At 60.2% G+C, this 21,960-nt stretch carries 21 protein-coding genes and 1 pseudogene; 17 read left to right on the top strand and 5 right to left on the bottom strand.

The window, feature by feature from the left end; translation table 11 throughout:
- Positions 1-505: 505 nt before the first annotated feature.
- Both JOY50_RS13160 and JOY50_RS13155 read right to left on the bottom strand, forming a co-directional pair.
- Positions 506-1,132, bottom strand: coding sequence for a LysE family translocator (locus tag JOY50_RS13160; RefSeq protein WP_138737216.1), 627 nt, complete (start codon positions 1,130-1,132; stop codon positions 506-508).
- Positions 1,133-1,157: 25 nt separating this feature from the next.
- Positions 1,158-1,871, bottom strand: a complete 714-nt coding sequence (locus tag JOY50_RS13155) for an autoinducer binding domain-containing protein (protein ID WP_138737217.1) — start codon at positions 1,869-1,871, stop codon at positions 1,158-1,160.
- A 219-nt stretch (positions 1,872-2,090) separates the two neighbouring features.
- On the opposite strand from JOY50_RS13155, the gene trpC reads away from it, so the two are divergent.
- The 15 genes and pseudogenes from trpC to JOY50_RS13080 all read left to right on the top strand — a co-directional run bounded on the left by trpC (position 2,091) and on the right by JOY50_RS13080 (position 16,365).
- Positions 2,091-2,879 (top strand): indole-3-glycerol phosphate synthase TrpC, encoded by a 789-nt coding sequence (gene trpC / locus JOY50_RS13150; protein ID WP_138737218.1) that lies wholly within the window; start codon positions 2,091-2,093, stop codon positions 2,877-2,879.
- Entirely contained in the window at positions 2,876-3,910 is a 1,035-nt protein-coding gene (locus JOY50_RS13145; protein WP_138737219.1) for a Gfo/Idh/MocA family oxidoreductase, read from the top strand. The genes trpC and JOY50_RS13145 overlap by 4 nt, the downstream gene beginning before the upstream one ends.
- The gene (locus tag JOY50_RS13140) at positions 3,910-5,043 is read left to right on the top strand and encodes a DegT/DnrJ/EryC1/StrS aminotransferase family protein (protein WP_138737220.1); all 1,134 of its coding nucleotides are present in this window, start codon (positions 3,910-3,912) and stop codon (positions 5,041-5,043) included. The genes JOY50_RS13145 and JOY50_RS13140 overlap by 1 nt, the downstream gene beginning before the upstream one ends.
- Positions 5,040-6,155: a DegT/DnrJ/EryC1/StrS aminotransferase family protein gene (locus JOY50_RS13135; RefSeq protein WP_138737221.1), complete on the top strand. Its 1,116-nt coding sequence runs from the start codon at positions 5,040-5,042 to the stop codon at positions 6,153-6,155. The genes JOY50_RS13140 and JOY50_RS13135 overlap by 4 nt, the downstream gene beginning before the upstream one ends.
- Positions 6,139-7,008 (top strand): sugar phosphate isomerase/epimerase, encoded by an 870-nt coding sequence (locus tag JOY50_RS13130; protein WP_138737222.1) that lies wholly within the window; start codon positions 6,139-6,141, stop codon positions 7,006-7,008. The genes JOY50_RS13135 and JOY50_RS13130 overlap by 17 nt, the downstream gene beginning before the upstream one ends.
- A complete protein-coding gene (locus tag JOY50_RS13125) occupies positions 6,992-8,266 on the top strand; it encodes a M20/M25/M40 family metallo-hydrolase (protein ID WP_192902527.1) in 1,275 nt (424 codons plus the stop codon). Before JOY50_RS13130 ends, JOY50_RS13125 begins: the two co-directional genes overlap by 17 nt.
- Positions 8,267-8,271: 5 nt before the next feature.
- On the top strand, positions 8,272-9,357 hold the full coding sequence (locus JOY50_RS13120; protein ID WP_192902528.1) for an Ldh family oxidoreductase: 1,086 nt from the start codon (positions 8,272-8,274) through the stop codon (positions 9,355-9,357).
- Positions 9,354-10,271 carry a Gfo/Idh/MocA family protein gene (locus JOY50_RS13115; RefSeq protein ID WP_138737225.1) on the top strand — a complete coding sequence of 306 codons (918 nt, stop codon included), beginning with the start codon at positions 9,354-9,356 and terminating at the stop codon, positions 10,269-10,271. Before JOY50_RS13120 ends, JOY50_RS13115 begins: the two co-directional genes overlap by 4 nt.
- Complete coding sequence (locus JOY50_RS13110; protein ID WP_138737226.1) at positions 10,261-10,677, top strand: DUF6917 domain-containing protein; 417 nt, start codon at positions 10,261-10,263, stop codon at positions 10,675-10,677. The genes JOY50_RS13115 and JOY50_RS13110 overlap by 11 nt, the downstream gene beginning before the upstream one ends.
- Positions 10,674-11,282 (top strand): annotated as a pseudogene (locus tag JOY50_RS29000) (phenylalanine--tRNA ligase beta subunit-related protein); the annotation flags it as partial. The gene JOY50_RS13110 and the pseudogene JOY50_RS29000, both read left to right, overlap by 4 nt.
- A 24-nt stretch (positions 11,283-11,306) precedes the next feature.
- Entirely contained in the window at positions 11,307-12,539 is a 1,233-nt protein-coding gene (gene trpB, locus JOY50_RS13100; RefSeq protein ID WP_405045987.1) for a tryptophan synthase subunit beta, read from the top strand.
- A complete protein-coding gene (trpA, locus tag JOY50_RS13095; RefSeq protein WP_138737228.1) occupies positions 12,536-13,321 on the top strand; it encodes a tryptophan synthase subunit alpha in 786 nt (261 codons plus the stop codon). The genes trpB and trpA overlap by 4 nt, the downstream gene beginning before the upstream one ends.
- A complete protein-coding gene (locus tag JOY50_RS13090; RefSeq protein WP_138737229.1) occupies positions 13,318-13,998 on the top strand; it encodes a phosphoribosylanthranilate isomerase in 681 nt (226 codons plus the stop codon). The genes trpA and JOY50_RS13090 overlap by 4 nt, the downstream gene beginning before the upstream one ends.
- A 12-nt stretch (positions 13,999-14,010) precedes the next feature.
- Entirely contained in the window at positions 14,011-15,042 is a 1,032-nt protein-coding gene (gene trpD / locus JOY50_RS13085; RefSeq protein ID WP_138737230.1) for an anthranilate phosphoribosyltransferase, read from the top strand.
- A gap of 30 nt (positions 15,043-15,072) precedes the next feature.
- Complete coding sequence (locus JOY50_RS13080; protein WP_202877132.1) at positions 15,073-16,365, top strand: nucleotide sugar dehydrogenase; 1,293 nt, start codon at positions 15,073-15,075, stop codon at positions 16,363-16,365.
- Here JOY50_RS13080 and JOY50_RS13075 read toward each other — a convergent pair.
- The 3 genes from JOY50_RS13075 to JOY50_RS13065 form a co-directional block, all read right to left on the bottom strand.
- A complete protein-coding gene (locus JOY50_RS13075; protein ID WP_243055339.1) occupies positions 16,347-17,147 on the bottom strand; it encodes a LuxR family transcriptional regulator in 801 nt (266 codons plus the stop codon). The two genes, JOY50_RS13080 and JOY50_RS13075, sit on opposite strands and share 19 nt — an antisense overlap.
- Positions 17,148-17,357: 210 nt before the next feature.
- A complete protein-coding gene (locus JOY50_RS13070; RefSeq protein WP_138737232.1) occupies positions 17,358-17,939 on the bottom strand; it encodes an aminodeoxychorismate/anthranilate synthase component II in 582 nt (193 codons plus the stop codon).
- Entirely contained in the window at positions 17,936-19,405 is a 1,470-nt protein-coding gene (locus JOY50_RS13065; RefSeq protein ID WP_405045984.1) for an anthranilate synthase component I family protein, read from the bottom strand. The genes JOY50_RS13070 and JOY50_RS13065 overlap by 4 nt, the downstream gene beginning before the upstream one ends.
- 648 nt (positions 19,406-20,053) lie before the next feature.
- Here JOY50_RS13065 and JOY50_RS13060 point away from each other — a divergent pair.
- Positions 20,054-21,406, top strand: a complete 1,353-nt coding sequence (locus JOY50_RS13060; RefSeq protein ID WP_138737234.1) for a phenylacetate--CoA ligase family protein — start codon at positions 20,054-20,056, stop codon at positions 21,404-21,406.
- Positions 21,407-21,414: 8 nt separating this feature from the next.
- Entirely contained in the window at positions 21,415-21,960 is a 546-nt protein-coding gene (locus JOY50_RS13055; protein WP_138737235.1) for an acetyltransferase, read from the top strand.

The following is a 21,960-nucleotide window of genomic DNA, read 5'->3' as shown; positions in this document are numbered from 1 at the left end:
GCCCACCACACAGGCGCGACTGCTGCTCAGGAGCCTTCAACAGGCGTTCGAGCTAATCGGTGCGACCTGCGATGAGATGCAGAACTCTAGGTTGCAGTCCCAGCTACATATCGCGGTCACGGCAGAAATTGCGCAGAAATGGTTGGTTGGGCGCTTGGCGGGTTTTTCTGAGTGGTACCCGCAGACCGTGTTGCATCTTCATGAGCAAGCGTTGGAGGCACTCGTGCCCAGCCCGGATATGTCTTCGACCAGTTTATTGACCATTCAGCGGTTGTCGTCGTGGTCATAGCTGGCATCGAGTCTTACATCGCCATGCACTGGATTTTCGGTAGTCCTGACAGCGAGCGCCGTAGGTTTCGACATCAGGTTTGGACGCTTGCAGGGCTGCATACGAAGTCTATCGGTTGATAATCTGCTGACTTCTCCAGAGCCCTCTTGCAAAGCCCCTATCCTTTTACGCAGCCATCAGTGGTTTGGCACTCCTCGACGATGCATTTCGCGTAACTTATCGCTGGCTCAGAGCTGCTATCGACAAGCCTGAAACGATGAAAGTCAATCCAGCCCCCAGATTAAGCCCGTTGGCAAGGCGTGGGCGATGACGAAGGTACGCTGAAAGCCGAGTGGCAAAAATCCCCATTAAGGCAAAACCGATAGCGGTGAGCAGAGCGAACCAAAGCCCGTACACCAACATTTGCAAAGTTACAGAGCCAAGTGACGGGTTTATGAACTGAGGGACGAACGCCAGCACGAAAAGGCCTGGTTTGGGGTTCAGTGCTGCCGACAGAAAGCCTGTGAGAAAGATACTGCGCAACGATTGCCGGGCTTCAGGTGCAAAGGTAATCAGGCTGCGCGAGCGCAAGACTTTGATTCCAAGCCAGAGCAGATAGGCTCCCCCAACCAGTTTGACCGCCCAGAACGCCAATTCTGATGTTTGAATGAGCAGGGTCAATCCGAGCGAGGCGGCGGTGACATGAAATACGATACCCATGCCAGAGGATAATCCGGAGACAACCGCGGCCAGGCGCCCTTGGCTGAGCCCACGTCCGATTGCAAGTAGGTTGTCCGGGCCGGGCGATATGACCAACAACAGGCAAGCTGTGGTATAGACGAGCCAGATTTTCATTGGAAACACGGAAACGCTCCTTCGAGTGCTAGGTTCAACTGATCATGCCCATGACGGCTGCCCGGACTACTGCTGCTGTCTTATTCGTTGTGCCAAGTTTGTTCATGGCATTCTTCACATGGAATTTGACCGTATCGACCGAAATCACTAGGATCTGCGCAATTTCGTCCAGGGTTTTACCGTCTGCGGTCCAGCGAAGTACCTCTATCTCCCGAGCGGTCAGGTGGTAGTGACAGGCTTGATAGACGGGTGGTACCAGTAGCCGCTCCATGCACGGCGCGATTGATTCGGCCAGCCAGCGCATTTTCAGCTCATTGGCGTCGAGCTCCGTTGCCTGCAATCGGTTGTGCCCTCGTGCCAGGGTTACCATGCTCTGTTGCCGTGAAGGGTGGGTGAGTGAGCACGCCCAGCCAACGCGCAAACCCTCGGACTTGGCCTCTTCCCAGAACTCGGGGGCTTGACCGAACATGTCGTCATCCCAGACGAATGGGGAGGGACTGGCACAAGCGCGCCGAACCGAAGGGTCGATTTGCAGGTAGCTTGCATCGTGGTAGCGGCGCTGCCAGGTTGGCGAGAAGTTGCAGCGCATCTGCATGACAGGATTGGAAAACGGGAGGTAGGTGCGTACACCAAACGAAAACCACTCGAATTCCATTTCTCTGGCGTAACGCTGAACACCCGTGAACAGGTCGTGTTCGCATTCTATCGAGTTTGTCCACGCCAAAAGACCATTGAGCCAGGTACGCATCTGATCTCCATTTCTGATGCCGTTCCTTCTTTTTTATACCCCAGTAAGACTGCCATGAAAAGCATTGGCGGCGCCAGGGCGCGAGCCTACCTGATTGGGTAGGTAGCCAGTATGGCTAGCGGCCAGTAGGTTCTCTCCCCGTTCGCCTGGGCTGACGCAGTGGTTTCCATCGCTTGGCATCGACCCCGGCGGCGTCTCGGATTCGCTAAGGGGAATGCCATGCTCGATGAAATAGTCAGGTACAAGATCGCTGAAACCGCACAGCGCAAGCAGGCCTTCGGCGTAGATCGAATGCTCAGCCGCATCGAGGGTGCGCGTCGTCCACGTGACTTTGCTGCTCGGCTGGTTGGGCAGGGGGTCTCGATCATCGCCGAGAGCAAATACCGCTCTCCCTCCAAAGGTGTGTTGCGCGCCGACTACGATCCGTTGCAACTGGCACTTGCCTATCAGGCTGGTGGTGCGAGCGCGCTTTCGGTCATTGCCGACAGCCGGTTCTTCGGCAATGCCCCCCACATTGTCGGACAGTTGGCCAACCATCCTAGTCTGACGCTGCCGGTCATGTACAAGGATTTCATTGTCGACGAGTATCAGATCTTCGAGGCCCGCGCCCTCGGCGCGGACGCTGTGCTGATGATCGTGCGCTGCCTGCCGGCCAACAGCCTTGAGCGACTGCACAGGCTGGCTACGGAGTTGGGCCTGCAGGTGCTGGTCGAGACCTTCGATGAAGCGGACATCGACCAGGCATTGGCGGCGGACGCGTCGATCATCGGTATCAATAATCGAGACCTGGAGACGTTCCAGGTCAACTTCGACCGCACTGCACAATTGTTCGAGCGTTTGCCCGCGTCGGTCGTTGCGGTCGCCGAAAGTGGCATCGCTGGTCGCGAGGACATGTGCACTGTAGAAGCTATCGGCTTTAGCGCGGCGTTGATCGGCGAACGTCTGCTGTCGGCGCCGGACCCAGAACTGGAAGTCCGGCACCTGCTTGGGCGGGGCGCACCGGCATGATGCAGCCCATCATCGTTGGCTTCGGTCACTGCGGCAGGAACCTGCATCTGGCAAGCCTGCGTACGCTGCATCGGCAGGGGCGGCTGGGCAATGTCGACTCCAGCGTCATTGCTGTCGACCCGGCTGTACGCGTGGTCTTGCCTGAGCAGGTCAGTCAGCAGCGCCAGCTACCGGACGCAGCGTCCCTCTCGGGCAAGCACGGTGTGGTGCATGTCTGCACGCCACCGGCCATGCATTTGCAGCATGTGCGCCAGGCGCTGGAAGCCGGCTATCGCTGCATCATTCTTGAAAAACCGATGGTCATGGACCCGAACGAATGCACGCAGTTGCTGGCACTGCAAGCCCGCTACCAGGCACGCATTCTTGTCGTTTCAGTGTGGAGCCACAGCCAGCTGGTGCCTCGGCTGATGCAGTGGTTGCACGGCCGCGAAGACAGGTTGAGGCGGGTACGCGTGGAGCATCACAAACCGCGCTTTTCTCGCACCCTGGCTCGTAACGATGAGCACCTGTTCGATATAGAAATGCCGCACCAGGTCAGCCTCGCCTTGCTGTTCGCCAAAGGGCCCCGCGACGCCATGCAGTGCGCTGTGCAGGACCTGCAACTGCAAGGTTCCTTGCGACCTGCCATGAAGAGCGGGTCGATCAACTGGGTGGATGAGCACGCGATCGAAGTACGGCTGGACTCCGACCTGTCCAGCCCTGTGCGACAACGCAGCATCCGCCTTGAACTGGAAGATGGCCACTGGTGTGAAGGATTTTTCCCGGTCAGCGCCGACGACAGCTATGCCCAGTTCAGGTGTTCCACTGCAGTAGCGCTGGACGCTTTTCCCGATGAGCCGCTGACCGCTTGCTTGGGCCGTTACTACCAGCATTTCTCTCAATACCTCGCCGGGAATGCCGATGATGCGCCACTGGGCAGCACGCTGGCATTCAATCAGCAGGTGGTTGCGCTGCTGGATCTGGCGCGTACCGCAGCGGCGGCAGCCAGTTCGGCTTTGCCCCATGACGCCCTGGCCAAGGAGGCCATTTGATGACCGTTCCTTTTTTCCGGATCACCGAAGGGTTCAGCCACACCTTGCCGTTGCTGGAGGAGGGACTTGAGCAGTTGCACGGCCAGGCTGGCTGGGTAAATGACCAACAAGTACGGGCACTTGAGCAGGCGCTGGCCAGCTACACCGGCGCGGCTCACGCCATCGCTACCGGCAATGCCACGGACTCGCTGGTGATATGCCTGATGGCGCTGGGGATTGGCCCTGGTGATGAGGTCATCGTGCCGTGCTACAGCTTCTTCGCCTCGGTTTCCTGCGTGTTGCAGGTTGGCGCCACCCCTGTGTTCGTCGATGTCGAGATGCACAGCTATGCGCTCGATTGCCAGCAGATCGAGGCCCGGATCACACCCCGGACCAAGGCCATCATGCCGGTCCACCTGTTCCGTCAGATGGCCGACATGGACAGTGTGATGAGCATTGCCCGCCGTCATGGCCTGCACGTTGTGGAAGACAGCGCGGAAGGTATTGGCATGCGCTGGAATGGGACTCATGCGGGGTTGATCGGCGAGATGGGCGTGCTGTCGTTCTTCCCGACCAAAACACTGGGTGCGCTGGGTGATGCAGGCATGATCCTGACGCGTGATGCAGAACTCGCCAGACGGGCGCGGCAAATACTGGACAACGGGCGAGATGCCCAAGGGCTGGCGCAGTGCCTGGGCTACAACAGCCGGATGGATGACCTGCAAGCGTTGTGGCTCCGGGCCCGTCTGCCAAAGCTGGAAACTGACATCGAGCGACGCGCTGTGCTCAGGCGGGCGTATGACCAAGGCCTTGCAGCGCTGCACCAGCACCTCAAGCTTCCGCTCACTCTGACCAGGTCTGCACAGCAACGCTGCGTAGATTATGTGTACCTGATCGAGGCCGAGTCTCGTGATGCCCTGGCAGCCTTTCTGACAACACGTGGCATCGGTACCGAAAGCTACTACCCATTGCCCCTCCACCTGCAGCCGGTTTGCGCAACGCGCGGCCATGCCTCCGGCAGTTTCCCGGTAGCTGAGCGCGCCGCCACCAGAGCCCTGGGGCTGCCTTTGTATGCCGACCTGACCACGGCCGATGTTGCGCTGGTCTGTCAGGTCATTGGTGATTTCTACGCCTTGAACGGAGTCAAGCCATGATCCAGTACCAGGACTTCCAGCGGCGCTATCCGCACGCGCCGCAGCAAATCCTCGATATTCTCTCTGGCCAGGTTCGCCAAGGTGATTTCATTCTCAAGCAGAACGTTCAGGACTTTGAACTGGCGCTGGCGGACGAGGTGGGAGCCAAGCATGCCGTGTGTGTGAGTTCCGCGACTTCCGCCATGACGCTGTCGTTGATTGCTGCCGGCATCGGTCCGGGCGATGAGGTGATCACGCCCGCGTTCTGCTACGTGTCGGCGGCTTCGGCGATTGTACGTGCAGGCGCGACACCTGTGTTCGTCGACGTGCAGCCCAGCACCTGCATGCTGGATGCGCAGGCGGTGGCCGAGGCGGTGACGGCGAAGACGCGGGCCGTGCTGGTTGCCCACTTGTTCAGTGGGGTAGCCGACATTGATGCCATACGCAACGCGTTGCCGGACAGGGTACTGCTGCTCGAAGACAGCGCCACGGCATTTGGTGCCCGCTTGCGCGGTCGCAGCTGTGGGGCCTTGGGGGACGTCGGCGTCTATTCGTTCTTCCCGGCCAAGCCGTTGGGTGGCTTGGGGGACGGTGGTGCTGTAGTCACCAACGATGATCAGTTGGCGCACACCGTCAGGATGCTGCGCAATCATGGCCAGGACGGTAAGCGGCGCTTCTATCACCAGCTGTTGGGTATGAACAGCCGGATGGATGAGGTCAATGCTGCCTGGTTGCTGTGTCAGCTTCCAGATAACGCCAGGCAGCTCGCACGAAAGCAAGCCATTGCCAGGCGCTACGACCAGGCGATTGAAGCGTCTGGGCTTGTGTTTGCAGGGCAAGAGCGGGGCTCGGCAGATTTTTCACCACATGCCTATGTCCTGCGCAGCACCCAGCGCGAGCAACTGAGCCATCATCTGTCAGCCAGGAGTATTCAGACCAAGGTGCATTTTCCCGTGCCTTTGCCGGCGCAGCCTGCCTTTGCGGCCTGGTCGCAAGGCTCTGGCAGCTATCCAGTGGCGGCGATGCTGGCGCGTCAGTGCCTGGCACTGCCACTGTGCCCCGGCATGCATGACAAGCAGGTCTCCCATGTGGTGACAGCCTTGGAGGCATTCTCCCATGCACACGCCGTTTAAGCTCACCGGCGTTTCTGACGAGGGCTGCTCCTCGCTTGCGCAACAGTTGGCATGCCACACGCAACTGGGGTGGCAGCACCTTGAGTTGCGCAGTGTCGACAATGTGCCTGTGGCCAGCCTGTCGGAACGTTCACGCTTTTCGCTGTGCGATGCACTGCGCGCGCAATCTTTCGAAGTGGTGGCACTGGCCTCGCAGATCGGTAACTGGGGCAGCCGCATCGATGGCCAGTTCCAGGCTGACCTGGACGAATTGCAACGCCTGCTGCAGATGGCATCGCGCCTGGGCTGCGGCTTGATCCGGGTGATGTCGTATCCCAACTGCGGCTGGAGCGAAGCGAACTGGCAGGCCGCGGTGGTAGAGCGCTTCAAGCGGCTTGTCGAAGTGGCCGAGCAGGCGGATGTGGTATTGGTCCATGAAAACTGCGCAGGTTGGGCCGGGCAGAGTGCCGAGCATACGCTGGAATTGCTCGATGCTGTTGGCTCAGCGCACCTGAAACTGCTGTTCGACATCGGCAATGGTCTTAGTTACGGCTACGAAGCGCTGGATTTTCTTCGGCAGGTGCTGCCGCATGTGGCGCATGTGCACCTGAAGGATGGGTACAAAGCGCAGCAGCAGGTGCACTACAGCTTCCCTGGCGATGGCCAGGCCCAAGCCCGCGCCTGCATCGACTTGTTGCTTGAGCATCAGTACACAGGCTGGTTCTCCATCGAACCGCACCTCTGCCTGATCCCCCATCTGCAACTGCAGGGCACTGATGCGCGCCAGCAGCGGCATACTTACCAGGACTACGCCAGGCAGGCCTTGGACCTGCTCGCTTCGTGTCAGGAGGTTCGCCATGCTGTTCACGCCTGAGTATGTCGCCAAGCTGGAAGCGTTGTTGAATATCGACACGGTAACACCGATGGAGACCGGCGAACCTTCATCCATCGCCCAGGCCAATGCGTGCTTTTCGCAATGGGCGCAGCAGATAGGCATGCGTGAGGTGTTCAACGGTGCTGGTGCTTTGCCAGCTGCCGAGCAGGTTCCAGTACCTGTGCAACGGCGCATGGCGGGCATGCCCGGTTTTCTGGAGAGCCAGCCACATCTCGTGCTGGAAGTTGGCGAGGGCGTAGCGCCGCACACGGTAATGTTCAACTTCCATATGGACACGGTTTCTCCCCATTTGCCGGTGCGGGTGGACGGCACTTGCGTGCACGGGCGGGGGGCGGTGGACAACAAGGGCCCCGGCCTTGCCTTGCTCGCCGCCCTCGAGGGCCTGCGTACGCGGCACCCGCAAGTGCTGGAGCAGGTGCGGGTGCTGATACAGGTGGTAGCCGGTGAGGAAGGTGGCGCCATGGGCGTCTATGGCACGCGGCACCTCTGCGCACTGGGCTATCAAGGGCGCTTGAATGTGTTCGTCGAGCCCACGGGTGGGGGGTACTTCGATGCTTCGACCACATCCATGACATATGAAGTCAGCATGGACGGGGAGGACTCGACTGATGATTTTCCTCAGCAAGGTGATAACGCAACGCTGGTGCTGGGCTTTGTTGCCCAATCGATGGCGGCGCGGCTGGCTGCGCCATTGCAGCAGCTGCAGGTAAAAATGACCTTGGCCGGGCTGCATACCGGCATGCACCACAACAGGGTGTATGGCAGCGGCCGCTGCCTGTTCAATTTTGCCTACCGTAGCGCGGTGCTGGCCCGAGACGCCGAAGGGTTGGTGGACGAGGCGTTCAAACATGCGTTGCAGGAATGCCAGGCAAGGTTTGCCGGCTGCCAGCCGTTCGCCAGGACTGTCGAGCGGTTGCAGGCAACTTGCCAGGCAAGGTGGCTCAAGCGTGGCTTGCCGGTACTGGACAACCACGACGCGGCGCTGCAATGCCTGCTGGCCGAGGCTGGCATCGTGCCTAACCCCGATCCAGCGCAGGCTTTTACCTGCGATGCAATGTGGGCCCAGGGCCAGGACGCCTACAGCGTCGTCTGGGGGCCGGGGTCGTTGGCCGCCAACGGAGCCCACACCAGCAGGGAGCATGTCTCGGTCACCGAACTGGAACATTTCGCCCAGGCTGTTCAAACCCTGCTGATCACTGTCGCCCGGCAGGCGACCAGCACTGCCAAACAAGGATGATTGACATGGAGTTTCAACGCATCGCAGCCAGTGAGCTGCACGCTTTCACGGTCGCGGGACTGTCAGCCTGCGGGGTGCCTGAGCACAAGGCCCAGGATGCTGCCCAGGTACTGCAGCATGCCGACCTTGCTGGTCACGATACCCACGGCATTGCCAATCTGGGCAATGTCTACATGGCAGGCATCCTCGACGGTGACATCGATCCGTTGGCCGAAGCGCGCTGGGAATGCGACCTGGGCGCCTGCGCCACCCTGGATGCCGGTGGTGGCCTCGGCTTGCTGGCTGGCCGCCAGGCAATGACCAGGGCAATAGACAAGGCGCGCGACTACGGCGTCGGTTGTGTCGTGGTGCGCAATAGCTCCCACTTCGGCGCCGCTGGGTTCTATGCCGGGCTGGCACTTGAACACCAGATGATCGGCATGGCCATGACCAATCTGGGGCGCGAGACGGTAGCACACCCCATGGGCAGCGTAGCGCCCTTGATGGGCACCAATCCCATCAGTCTGGCGTCACCGGTGGCCCAGGCGGCTGCCCCCTTCTTGCTGGACATGAGCACTACCGTCTGTGCCAGTGGCAAGGTGAAGCAGGCCATCCGGCGGCAGCAAACGGTGCCGCAAGGTTGGCTGCACGATGCCCGGGGCAGGGCAGTTGATGATCCGCGCAGTTACCTGAGCGGCAATGGGATGTTGCCGATGCTTGGCGGTTCGAGGTTCGAGCAGGGCGGGCACAAAGGATTCGGCCTGGGACTGATGGTCGACATCCTGTGCGGAATACTCAGTGGCGCGCAGACCGGCGCGGACCAAGCGGCGGTAGGGCGTAACGACATCGGGCACTTCTTCCTTGTGCTTCGCCCCGACGCATTCGGCAGCTCCAGCGCGTTCACCGGGGCGATGGACCGCCTGCTCCAGTTCATTCACGAGGCGCCAGTGCATGAGGGCTTCGAGCCCTTGCGCTACCCCGGCGAGCCTGATGCGCAAGTGCGTGAGGAACGCCTGCGTCTCGGCGTGCCGGTCGACGAGGTCCTGCTGGCACAACTCGATGATATCGCCGCAAGGCTCGGCATCGCGCCGCTGAGGAGGACAACAGCATGACTATCAAGCTTGGCATCATCGGTATGGGCGTCATTTCCCATTACTACCTCAAAGCGCTGCAGCACAGCACGGAGTGCGAGCTGCGGGCCGTGTGCGACACCTCGCAGGAGCGGCTGGCACCTTTCGCGGCCAGCTCGGTGGCCTGCCACGAAGACTATGCCGCTTTGCTTGAGGACCCGCAGGTTGATGCCGTCATCATCAACCTGCCCAACCATCTGCACTTCGACGCCTGCAAGGCGGCGCTACGGGCTGGCAAACACGTCTGCTGCGAGAAGCCCCTGACACTGGACCTGGAACAGGCCCTGCAACTCAGGGATATGGCCCGGCGTTACCAGCTGACGCTGCTCACGGCATTTCATCGTCGTTACAACCGCCATCTGTTGCGCGCGCTCGAGCAGGGCCGGTTCGAGGGCGCGCGGCGGGTAACAGCGCGCTATCACGAACGGATCGAAGAGCATGCCGGCCGTGATACCTGGTACCTGGACAGTGCTTCGTGCGGTGGCGGCTGTATTGCCGACAACGGGCCCAACGTTTACGACACCCTCAGCTTTGCACTGGGAACACTGCAGGTCCAGGGCGCCCAGGTACGGCGTAATTCCATGGGCATTGACATGGGGGCCCAGATTTCACTGGCGGGTCCGGGCGGGCTGGCGGTAAGTGCCGAGCTGAGCTGGGACTACCCCTTTGGCGAGCTGAAAGACCTGCTGATCGAATACGCCGATGGCAGCCAGATCATCATCGACATGCTTGAGGGCAGTGAAGGGTTCAAGACCTCGCTCTACCACGAGTACGAGGGCGTGCTGGCGCACTTGGCCAGCAGTATCCGCGGCAACGCCGAAGACGGCTCGATCGGGATCGATGCTGTGAGGCTGGTGCGCGATACCTATGCGCTGGAGGCCGGCGATGGGCGTTGAACGGATCCTGAGGCCTTCGAAAGCGCGGCTGGACGGCAAGCTGGTCAAGATGTTGTTCCATACACGGTATGACCGTGGCATGACCTTGATCGAGCATGCCTCGCGCTGCGTGCGCCAGGGCGAAGTGCATGAGGTGGTGAGCACCGACCAACTGGATGCCCAGGCCGGCAGCCGAATCGACAGGGTCGGCTTCATCGGTTTTGTCGAAATCCAGCAAGCCGGGGTCATCGAACGCGGGGATCTGCTGTGGTCGGGCGATGCCTGCCTTGGCAGGGTCCTGGGTTTCGATGAGTGCCACTTTCCCAATCATTACAACATCCTGATTGCCACGCACAGATTGATGACGGCAGACACGCTGAACGATGCCGGGATTGGCAGCGTTCTGCACTTCGAGGAGCAACGATGAACGAGATTTTCGAAATTGACGTCACTGCCGCTGCACGCGACCACTTCCCCGGTGCGCGTGTGCTGGCGCTGCGCGTGCCCAGCGTCGGTCATGGCTACAGCGACGAGCTGGACTGGTCCGCCAGCCAGGCCGCATGGGCGGGCGTGGACAAGGACCGGCTACTCGCCCATCCCGCAGTTGCCCCGTTTGCGGCTTATTACCAGCAGGCCGGAATCAACCCACGCAAGCACCTGCCTTCGGTCGCCGGGTTCATCTACCGGGCATTTGGCCGACCGCAGGCGCGTCTACCGCAGATCAATGCGCTGGTCGATACGGTGAACTGGGTCGCAGTGTCGACCATGACTTCCCTGGGTGCCTTCGATGCCAAGGCGATTGAAGGCAAATTGACGCTGGATATTTCGACCGAGGGCGAAGCGTTTCTACCTGTGGGCGGGCAGGGCACTGAAGCCTTGCCGGCAGGGCAACTGGTGCTGCGTGATGCAGGCAAGGTGCTGTCCCTGTTTTCCATTCGCGACACCGAGCATACGGCGGTCAGGCCGTCCAGCAGTGAGCTGCTGCTGCTTGGGTGCGTCCTGGCGCCGCTGGAAACCGCCTCGGTGGCGGCGGCACTGAACCTGGCCGCGCGGCGATTGAGCCTGGGCGGCGATGCCCTTGAGGTATTACGACATCAAGGGCCGTGGTTTGGTGAGCATGGCGGCAGCTTCATTGCAGAAACCCTTTCTCCCCCCATCGGTGAGCTTACCGAATGCTACCGGCAGGTCATTGGCAGTGCGCAGTTCCAGGCCCGCTACCGGCAATTGCTTGAACACTATGTCGGCCGTGCCACGCCGCTGACACTGGTGGAGAACTTCTCGCGCGAGATTGGCGTAAAAACCTACCTTAAACGTGAGGACCTGACCCACACCGGCGCGCACAAGATCAACAATGCCCTTGGACAGGCGTTGTTGGCCCAGATGATGGGCAAGCGCCGCGTGGTGGCCGAGACCGGCGCTGGCCAGCATGGCGTGGCGACGGCGGCAGCCTGCGCCTTGCTTGGGATCGAGTGCGTCATCTACATGGGCCTTCGCGACACCCAGCGTCAGGCGCTGAACGTACAGCGCATGCGCTTGATGGGGGCAAAGGTGGTTGCGGTAAGTGGTGGCACGCAGACGCTCAAGGATGCCATCAACGATGCATTACGTGACTGGGTGGCCAACGCCGATGACACCTACTACCTGCTGGGTTCAGCCTTGGGGCCGCATCCATACCCCGCGATCGTGCGATATTTCCAGAGTGTTATCGGCGATGAGGCCAAGCGCCAGTTCATGGCTTTCGAACAGGGTGCGCTGCCCGATGCTGTAGTCGCTTGCGTGGGTGGAGGCTCCAATGCCATCGGCCTGTTCTCGGCATTCGTCGACGACGCGTCCGTGCAACTGTTTGGTATAGAGGCCGCAGGGCAGGGTGAAGACAGCGGGCAGCATTCGATCCGGTTCGGTGGTGGCGGGCAGAGCCGCCCGGGTGTACTGCAAGGCTGTCGTTCCTACGTGCTGCAGGACTGCCATGGCCAGATCGGCGAGACCCATAGCATGGCGCCTGGCCTGGACTACCCGATGGTCGGCCCGGAGCATGCGCAGCTGCATGACAGTGGCCGGGCCAGCTACCTCGCGGCCAGCGATGCGCAGGCCTTGCATGCCCTGCAACTGCTGGCGCGCAGCGAGGGCATCATCGCGGCGCTGGAAAGCGCCCACGCCCTGGCCGGCGCAATCATGTTGGCGCCTCGCTTGCCAGAGGGCGCGCGCATCATCGTCAACCTCAGCGGCCGTGGCGACAAGGATATGCAGACCATCACCGAACTCACCACAGTGCAGGAGAATCGGCAATGAACCGAATCGACAGCTGTTTCGCCAGTCTGGCGCGGCAAGGCAGAAAAGCGTTGATGCCCTACCTGACGGTGGGCTATCCCGCGCTCGACAGCCTGCCGGCACTGATGCAGGCCGTGCAGCAGGGCGGGGCCGACATTGTTGAACTGGGTATCCCCTTCTCCGACCCGGTGGCCGATGGCCCCGTCATCCAGAACACCAGCCATACGGCAATCACCAATGGCATGACGCTGTCGTTGGCGCTGGAGCAGATAGCCAGCCTGCCTCGCGACGGGCAGTCGCCTGCGCTGGTGGTCATGACCTATACCAACCTGCTGCTCAATCACGGGTATGCGCGATTCGCCGAGCAAGCCGCCAAGGCAGGGGTAAGTGGCGTTATCGTTCCTGACATGCCGGTAGAGCAGAGCGAACCTCTGCGTACCGCGCTGGAAGATCAGGGGCTGTACCAAGTGTTCCTGGTTACGCCCAACCTGAGCGATGAGCGCCTAGCAACCATCGCCCGACACGCGAGGGGCTTTCTCTATCTGGTTTCGGTGCTGGGCACGACTGGCGAGCGCGATCAGTTGGCTGATATCACGCCATTCGTCGAGCGAGTGCGGCGGATGACTAGCCTGCCGCTGGCGGTGGGTTTTGGCATAGGCACGCCGGAGCAGGCCAACCTCATGTGGCAGCAGGCAGAGGGTGTGATCATCGGTAGCGCCCTGGCCAGGCGTTTGGCCAACCCGGTTGATGCGGCGGAACAGGCGAAGCAATACCTAGCGGCGTTCAAGGGGACACACGCATGACTGCGGTGTGGCCGCAGGGCACGATAAAGGTCTGCGGCATTACCCGCCATGAAGATGTCGAGGCTTGCCTGCAGGCCGACGTCGACCTGATAGGCCTGGTGCTGGTAGCCGGCTCGAAGCGCTACCTGACGGTCGAGCAAGCAATTGCGTTGCGCAGGCAGGTAGGCGCGCGCGCGCGGGTGGTTGGTGTATTCATGGATCAGCCGTTCGAGCATGTGAGGCAGGCGTGTGCAGCGCTTGCACCAGACCTGGTGCAACTGCACGGCAGTGAGCAGGGCGCCTGTTGGGCGAACCTGGGGCTGCCGCTGATCCGCCGCGTTCAACCGGCGGCTTACCGGCCAGGGCTGTGCAGCACCGAACTGCCATTGCTCGACCCAGGCGCGGGAGATGGAGTAGCCCACCGTTGGCCGCCGGGAGACTACCGCGCCGCGATGATCGCCGGTGGCCTCCAGGTGGGAAATGTCGCAGCCATGGTACGGGCCCTGTCACCTGCCGGCGTGGATGTCTCTTCAGGGGTAGAGACGTCAGCGGGGTGCAAGTCAGCCCAGGCCATAGAAACATTCTGCACCAATGCCCGGCTGGCCTTTTCCCACAACGCGCGAAATGCGCAGCAAGCCAGCCTGATGGACGCACGCCTGGGTGCCGCTGCCATGCAATCCGGCCTCTGGCCCAATTGATGAGTACTGACCATGCCGCAGAATGTACGAGACCTGGTGTTGAGATATAGCCAGGGAGAGTCTTTGCCAGCCGCGCAGTTGCAAGGTGCGTTTGGTGCATTGATGCAAGGGCAACTGCCCGATTCGCTGATCGCCGCCCTGTTGACCGCCTTGCAGGTAAGGGGCTTTCAGGCTCACGAGATCGAAACGGTCGCGCGGGTAGTGCGTGACCATCTGATTCCGGTACAGCATGCATGCAAGGGGCCTTTGATAGACCTTTGCGGTACGGGCGGCGATACCCGTTCCACCTTCAATGTCTCGACTACCAGCAGCTTTGTCGTAGCTGCCGCTGGCGTGCGGGTTGCCAAGCACGGCAATCGCAGTGTGAGTTCCACCTGCGGCAGTGCCGATGTCATGGAGGCACTGGGGCTGGACCTTGACCTTGCTCCTACGCAAATTGCCAGGTGCCTTGAAGAGATCGGTATCGGTTTCATGTTCTCGCCTGTTCATCGCCCGGCATTGCCTGAATTGACCCGTGTGCGCAGCGAACTAGCCATACGCACGATCTTCAATGTTGTCGGCCCGCTGACCAACCCTGCGCACGTTGACCGCCAGTTGCTCGGGGTGTTCAGCGCTGAACTGGTGCCGATCATGGCCCAGGTACTCGATGCGCTGGGCAGCGAGCGGGCAATGGTGGTCCACGGTCTGGATGGCCTGGACGAGATTTCGCTGTCTGGCGCCACCGTGGTTGCCGAACTCAAAGACGGCTGCATCAGCGAATACTCCCTGCACCCGTCCGACTTCGGGCTGGTCCCGCAAGCGCTGGACGCCTTGAAGGTGAAAAGCGTCGCGCAAGCCCGGCAGATGTTCCTGGACGTGCTGGAAGGGCAACCGGGAGCGCCCCGCGACATTGTCCTGCTCAACAGTGCTGCTGCGCTCTATCTGTGCGGCAAGGTCGCTAGTGTGACCGAAGGCGTGACGATGGCGGCGCGTGCGGTGGATAGCGGGCAGGCCATGCATACCTACGAATCGTTGTTGTCATTTACCCACGGACTGCGCAACTGAAGGCAAGGCACGGGATATAAGGAGCTAAGGATGGACACGACTTTGGGCACCGTAGCGGTAGTTGGGTTGGGTTACGTCGGGCTGCCGCTGGCAGTCGAGTTTGGCAAGCATCTGCCCACCATCGGGTTCGATATCTGCCGACGCAGCATCGAGCAGTACCGGGATGCAATCGACCCCGCCGGGGAGCTGACTGCCCAGCAGATGCAACAGGCCACTCACCTTGTGTACAGCGAAGACCCGGCGGCGCTGCGCGATGCCGACGTCATCGTTGTCGCGGTTCCGACGCCGGTCGACGCGGCCAACCAGCCCGACCTGTCTCCGCTGTTGAAAGCCAGCGAGACAGTGGCGACGCACATGAAACGTGGCGCCTTGATAATCTTCGAATCCACGGTCTACCCCGGTGCCACCGAAGAACGCTGTATCCCGGTATTACAAACGGTGTCCGGTCTGCGCTGGAAAGAAGACTTCAATGTCGGCTATTCACCTGAACGGATAAACCCCGGTGACCGCACGCATACCCTGTGCGAAGTGGTGAAGGTGGTATCGGCAGATACTCCGCAAAGCCTTGCCACTGTGGCCAAGCTGTATGAGCTGATTATTCGTCCCGGTGTGCATCGGGCACCTTCGATCAAGGTGGCCGAGGCCGCCAAAGTGATCGAGAATACCCAGCGCGATTTGAATATTGCGCTGATGAACGAGCTATCGGTAATATTTTCTGAACTCAAGATCGACACGTGCCAAGTGCTCGAGGCGGCCAACACCAAGTGGAACTTCCTGGACTTCAAGCCAGGCTTGGTGGGCGGGCACTGTATTGGTGTGGACCCGTATTACCTGACCTACAAGGCCGAGTCTCATGGCTATCACCCGCAGGTGATCCTGGCCGGGCGGCGCATCAACGATGGTATGGGTAAATGGATCGTCGAGAAAACCATAAAGCAGATGATCGCCGCCAACCGTGTCGTCAAGGGCGCAACCGTGAACGTGCTGGGTTTCACCTTCAAGGAAAACTGCGCCGATGTGCGCAACTCCAAGGTCAATGACATTGTTGTCGAACTGCGCGCCTATGGCGTCAACGTGCATGTGCACGATCCGTTGGCCGACCCGGCGACGGTTGTCAGGCAGTACGGCTTCGAGCTGTCCGCTTGGGAGCGGTTGCCTGCTGCCGATGCAATGATCGTCGCTGTGCCTCATCAGGCCTATCGCAGCAAAGCCATGGCCGCGATGCATGAAAAGCTGCTGCCCGGTGCTTGTGTGGTCGATGTCAAATCGGTGCTGAATCGCAACGAGTACGAGGCTCAGGGTTATCACTTCTGGCGGCTGTAGCCGAGCGGGCCTCCGGCGGCTGCAATAAGCCCGCTGGCGGCGGCGGTACCGACCGCCTGTTGCCGGCTGACCGAGCCGAGTTTGCGTTGGGCATTGAGCAAGTGAAAGTCGATGGTTCGCTCGGAGCAAGTAAGGATGTGGCTGATTTCCCAGCTGGTTTTGCCGGCACTGGCCCAGTACAGGCATTCCATCTCTTTGGGCGTCAAGTCCTGGCGCACCGATGTACCAGCGTGCAGTTGGTAGCGCAAGCCGGCCAGCAGGTAGGGCACCAGCATGAACAACTGGCTTATTGCCGGGTTGGAGAGGTCTGTTTGTTCTGCGGCTTGGCTGTCGTCGAATGCCACGCTCAAGGTCCCTCTGAACAGTTCGTAGCGCAGCGGTATGCTCACGCCGCTGCGTAGCCCGAACTGTTCACGCTGTTCCCAGAAATGCCGCGATCGGCCGCGTGCCCGTCGACGTTCGGCTGTCCAGAAAATCGGTATCAGTTCCCGACGGCAGTGCTTGAGTATAGGGTCTATTTCGATGAGCCCCTCGCTGCAGTAGTGCTCCAGCCATTGCTTGGGAAACGTCGTGATAACGCCGTGCAACGGGTTTGCGTCCAGTGGGCGGGCAGGACCCAGGCTGATCAAATAGCTGGCGAAACCCAGTTTGCGTAATACCTTTTTCAGTAGGCGCTCCCAGTCACAGTGATTGGTATCCTTGGCGAGGCTCATGAAAGTGGTCAATGATGAAGAAACCTCGGCCTGCCCGAGGGCAGAAACCGATGCGGTGTATTTGTCCATAAACATTTCGCTCCTGTTGATACCGCATTGGTCCGGCTCCCACATGGATATCGCCCAGTTACACGGCGTGTCCTGCGTCTGCGGGAATGCCATGGTTCGACAGGGCGGCATCGACCACTGCACGAACCATGGAACACCGTCTGGTTTTCCGGGGAATGGGGCAGGTCCGGCCCTCAGGCAAGAGGCACCAGAGCCTGGCCGTTTTGCAGGTCAGCCCAGGTACTGCCTGATGAAGCTTCGGAACAAGTCCAGGCCGTTTTCCGTGAGGATGCTTTCTGGGTGGTACTGAACGCCTTCGATTGGCAACGTGCGATGACGAACGCCCATGATGTAGCCATCGTCGGTGGACCTTGAGGTCACTTCCAGGCACTCGGGCAGGCCTTGCTCTTCGATCATGAGGGAGTGATAGCGTGTTGCCTTGATCGCACGACCATGGGTATGGGCGTACACCCCTTTGCCATCGTTTTCTATCTCGCTCACCTTACCGTGCATGACATGCGCAGCGCGGCAGACTTGGGCGCCGAACGCCAGCCCCAGGGCTTGGTGGCCGAGGCAGACGCCGAGTAGCGGCAGGCGCCCCTGAAAATGCTCGATCACTTCGATGTAGCCAACATCCGCAGGGTGCCCAGGGCCGGGGCCCAGTACACAGAAGTCCGGCGCGAAGGCCTCGATCCGCTGGATCAGGTCAGGCTGGTCATGGCGCTCGACGCGAGTTTCCAGCCCAAGCTGTTCAAGGTACTGGCTGATGATGAAGACAAAGCTGTCGTAAGCATCGATCAAAAAGACTTTCACAGTGCAATCTCCTTGCCGGTCACTGCGCGGTAAACGGAACCCATCTTGTAAAGCGTTTCCTTCCACTCCATTTCGGGCGTCGAGTCGGCTACCACGCCTGCGGATGCACGCAGGTGGTAGGTACCCTGGTCATGTACGGTTGAGCGAATGCACAGTGCCGTGTTGACACTGCCATCGAAGCCGATCAGGCCCAGGGCGCCTGCATAGATACCCCTACGGTTGCTTTCCATGGCTTCGATCAGTTCCATCGCCCTGACCTTGGGGGCGCCTGACATGGTCCCGGCCGGGAATGACGCCTTGATCACGTCGTAGGCATCCAGGCCAGGTCGCAGGAGCCCGCGTACATTCGAAACCATGTGGTACAGGTGCGAATATTCTTCCACCAGCATGAACTCATCGACTTCCAGCGACCCTGCCTGGCATACCCGGCCAATGTCGTTGCGGCACAAGTCGATGAGCATCAGGTGCTCCGCACGCTCTTTTTCCGAACGGGTAAGCTCCAGAACCAGCTCGGTCGGTTCGACACCGGGTTTCTTGCCCACCGTTCCGGCGATGGGGCGCATTTCAATCAGGTCGTCCTTGATCCTGACGAACAGTTCGGGGCTGGCGCCGATCAAGTCGATACCGCCGACATGTGCCAGGTACATGTAGGGAGACGGGTTGCGCGTGCGCAGGCTCTTGTAGACATCAAACGGTGTGACCTGCGAGCGAATGCGGATCTCATGGCCCAGTTGGATCTGATACACGTCCCCGGCACGGATATGCTCCATGGCCACTTCTACCCGCTGGTTGAACTGTTCAGGGGTGACTGTTCGGGTCTCTTCGAATACTTGCGGGTAATGGGGCTGCTCCTGCGAGCTGGCAGGTGCAGGGGCCTGCAGGAATGGATAAGCCCCCAAGCTGCGTGCAGGCCACAGCGGGTTGTTGTTGATCAGGGTTTCAACCGTGCCATTGCTATGGAAGTAGACCAGTGTCTGGTAAACCGATAAGGCTATGAGCGGATAGTCATGGGTCTGTTCGGCCAGATCTGGCAGGCGCTCGATGAGACGTACACTGTCGTACGAGAAATAGCCGAAATAGGCGAGGCTGTGGGCCGCGCCCGGGGAGGGCAGGAACAGGTTCTGGATGTAGCGAAGCAGATCCCAGGCGGCTTCGCGGTCCTGTAATTCGATCTGCAAATTCGGGCTGATATTCAGGCCGTGCTGGCGCAAGCAACCATACAGATGTTCGCAGAGTTCAGGCTGGCCGCGAAGGTAGGCGTGCCGTTCGTCGATACAGACTTCAAATAGTGGTTCCAGGCCAATGATGGTAGCGCGTCGGTCACGGCTAGGGCCGGAGAGCGACTCAAGAATGAACACCGATTCACGACCGAGTTGCGCAAGGGCATGCGCATAAATACCAAGTGCATCGGTAACACGACGTTCTCCATGCCGAAGAGTAGTCACGCGGAGCAAATTATTATTCACGGTTATTACCATTTTCAGGGTGCAGTGGTTCAGGCGTTTTCAATAGAAAACACCAAGGGATATAAAGTGCTAGGGCACTTTAAATGGGTTTGAAAGTTATGTTCCGGATACCAGGCGGCCGCTGTCGCTGCCACGCGTCGCGCAGCCTGTCAGGCACGTGGACGAATAGCCGGCAGGGCTAAAATGCGGTTGCCAGGGTTCGGAAGAAAAAGATCAGAGGGCGGCTGTCAGACAGCAGGCACTGGTCTTCGCTGTATTAGCGACGCCAGGTATTGCTTTTGAAAATGGCCAGGACGGCGCGAGAGCAGCTAATTGGGTAGCTGTGGGAGGAGCGGATAGCAGAAAGGTGATAGTACATGTTTAGACATCCCAGTCTTGGCTAAGCACTGCGGTAGAAGACCACAGTGCGTTGAAACTACCAGCGTGTTTGTACAGTGTCAACTGTTGCCTCATGAATCATCAGGCAGGCCGAAACTATCGAGCCGAAATAATTGGCGCAATAAATAATTCCAGGTCGCGTATGGCACGGTGCCATACCAAGATTCGAACGTGCGCGCAACTGTGGAATAGCGCAGCTGGGTAACTGCAAGTTCAACCACTAAGGTACCGGTCGCTGAGTTGCAGTCCCCCTCAACCGGAGCGCCTGAGATGAAAGAACAGCTGGACACCTTCAAGAAACGCTACGACCCGATTCACCACGCCTACTGGACCGACACCCTGACCGATGCCGCCTTGGCCGAATGGCATCAGCAACAGCTGCGTGAGGTAGTCGATCACGTCAAGCGTAACTCATCTTTTTACGCCCGGCACCTTGCCCAGGTCGATGCTTGCAACCTGTCTTTGGACGAGTTGACGACCTTGCCTTTCACTACCAAGGATGACTTGCGCGAAGCGGGCTTCGATATCCTCTCGGGGCCACTTGAAGATGCGATCTTCTATTACGAAACCACCGGCACCACCGGCCCGGCGACACCATGTCCGCGGGATCGGAAAGAAAGCCATGCCAGCAACCGTCAATTGGCCATGGCCTATCAGGCCGTGGTGGAAAAGCACTTTCCGGGTGAGAAAACTGTGGTTGGCATCATGGGGCCGACCGAAGTCCACTCCTTTGGCGATACCTTGGGCGATGTCTGCACCCAACTCGACCTGTGTAACGCCAAGCTCTGGCCACACTCGCCGGTAATCGGCTGGCCCAAGGCATTGCAGTTGTTGAAGGATCTGCGCATCGGTGTGCTCGCTTCGGCGCCTGGCCTGTTGTTGGCCATGGCCAAGGAGGCCGAGCGACAAGGGTTGAACCCGCGTGAAGACTTCAGCCTGCGCGCTTTCATGATGAGCGGCGAACTGTGCACACCGGCGCTGAAGAACAACCTTTTCAGCCTGTGGGGAGCAGAAGCCTACAACAGCCTGTACGGCTCGCAAGAAGCGATGATCATAGCGGCTTGCAACGCCAATGATCAGTTGGTGCCGCATCGTCTGAACTACCTCATCGAGGTGCTGGACCCGGTCTCCGGCCAGAGTCAGGGTGCGACCGGGGAGGGAGAACTGTGCGTGACCATGCTGATACCCGGCAGCAAACCGCTCATCCGTTACCGCACCGGTGACCTGGTATCGATCCAGTCGCGCCCGGGCTTTGCACAGTCCATGCGCCAGGTCATCAAGGTGGTCGGGCGCGTCAAGGATGCAGTGCAACTGAATGACCGCGCGTTTTCCGCTGCGCAGATTGAGCAGGCCCTGCTCGAAGGGGTCGAGCAGTGCCTCGGCTACCAGGTCGTCCTCAGCCGTGCCAATGATCGCGATACCGTCATTGCCAAACTGGAAATGTCGCGTTTCTTCGAAGGCGATCGGGGGCGCTTGGTACTGCTTGTCAAAGAGCGGCTGCGCGAGCGCCTGGGGGTCGAAGCCACAGTCATGGTCGTCGATGACCTGGCCGAGCATGTGAACCTGGGCAGCTGGTTCAGCTGGAAAGAGGCCCGCATTGTTGATCAACGCAAAGGTCGGTGAGTGCAGCCATGGGCCTGTCCGTACGTGTGATCGATTCCGCCAGCGAGTTGTTCGAAGCCGTCAGGCAGCTTCGGGCGCGCTATCTGGGGGAAAACCCTGCGCAAGAAGACGATTACGAGCGGCGCGAAGCGCTGCGCGACGCACTTTCCTACCACCTGGTGTATCTGGATGACGGCCATGTGGTCGGTACGCTGCGGGCCACCCCGTTGGGCCATGGCCTGAGTTTTGCCGAGCGGGCGGTTGATGTGCGTGCGCATTTCCCGATGCCCACTGACGCCTTCGACGCTAATCGCCTGGTGCTGGACGAGCGTTACCGCGGCGGCCGGCACCTGCGCATTTTCTTGCTGCAAGCGGCGATCTGGCTGAAGGCCAACACTCACTTGCGATTCATTTCGGCGCTATGCCGTGGCCAGTTGGCTGCGCTGTATGTCGGGCTCGGCGGGCGAGTGCTCGTGAATGACGTCACCTGGGCCACGGAGCAGGCCGAGCGCCGCTACAGCCTGGTTTACCTGGAACTCGAACATGTTTACCACACCGTCAAAGGAGTCAATTGA

This window comes from Pseudomonas sp. BP01 (assembly GCF_022760795.1).
Lineage (GTDB): Bacteria > Pseudomonadota > Gammaproteobacteria > Pseudomonadales > Pseudomonadaceae > Aquipseudomonas > Aquipseudomonas putida_Q.
The sequence above is the reverse complement of the archived record's forward strand: the minus strand, read 5'-3'. Positions and strand labels throughout refer to the sequence as shown.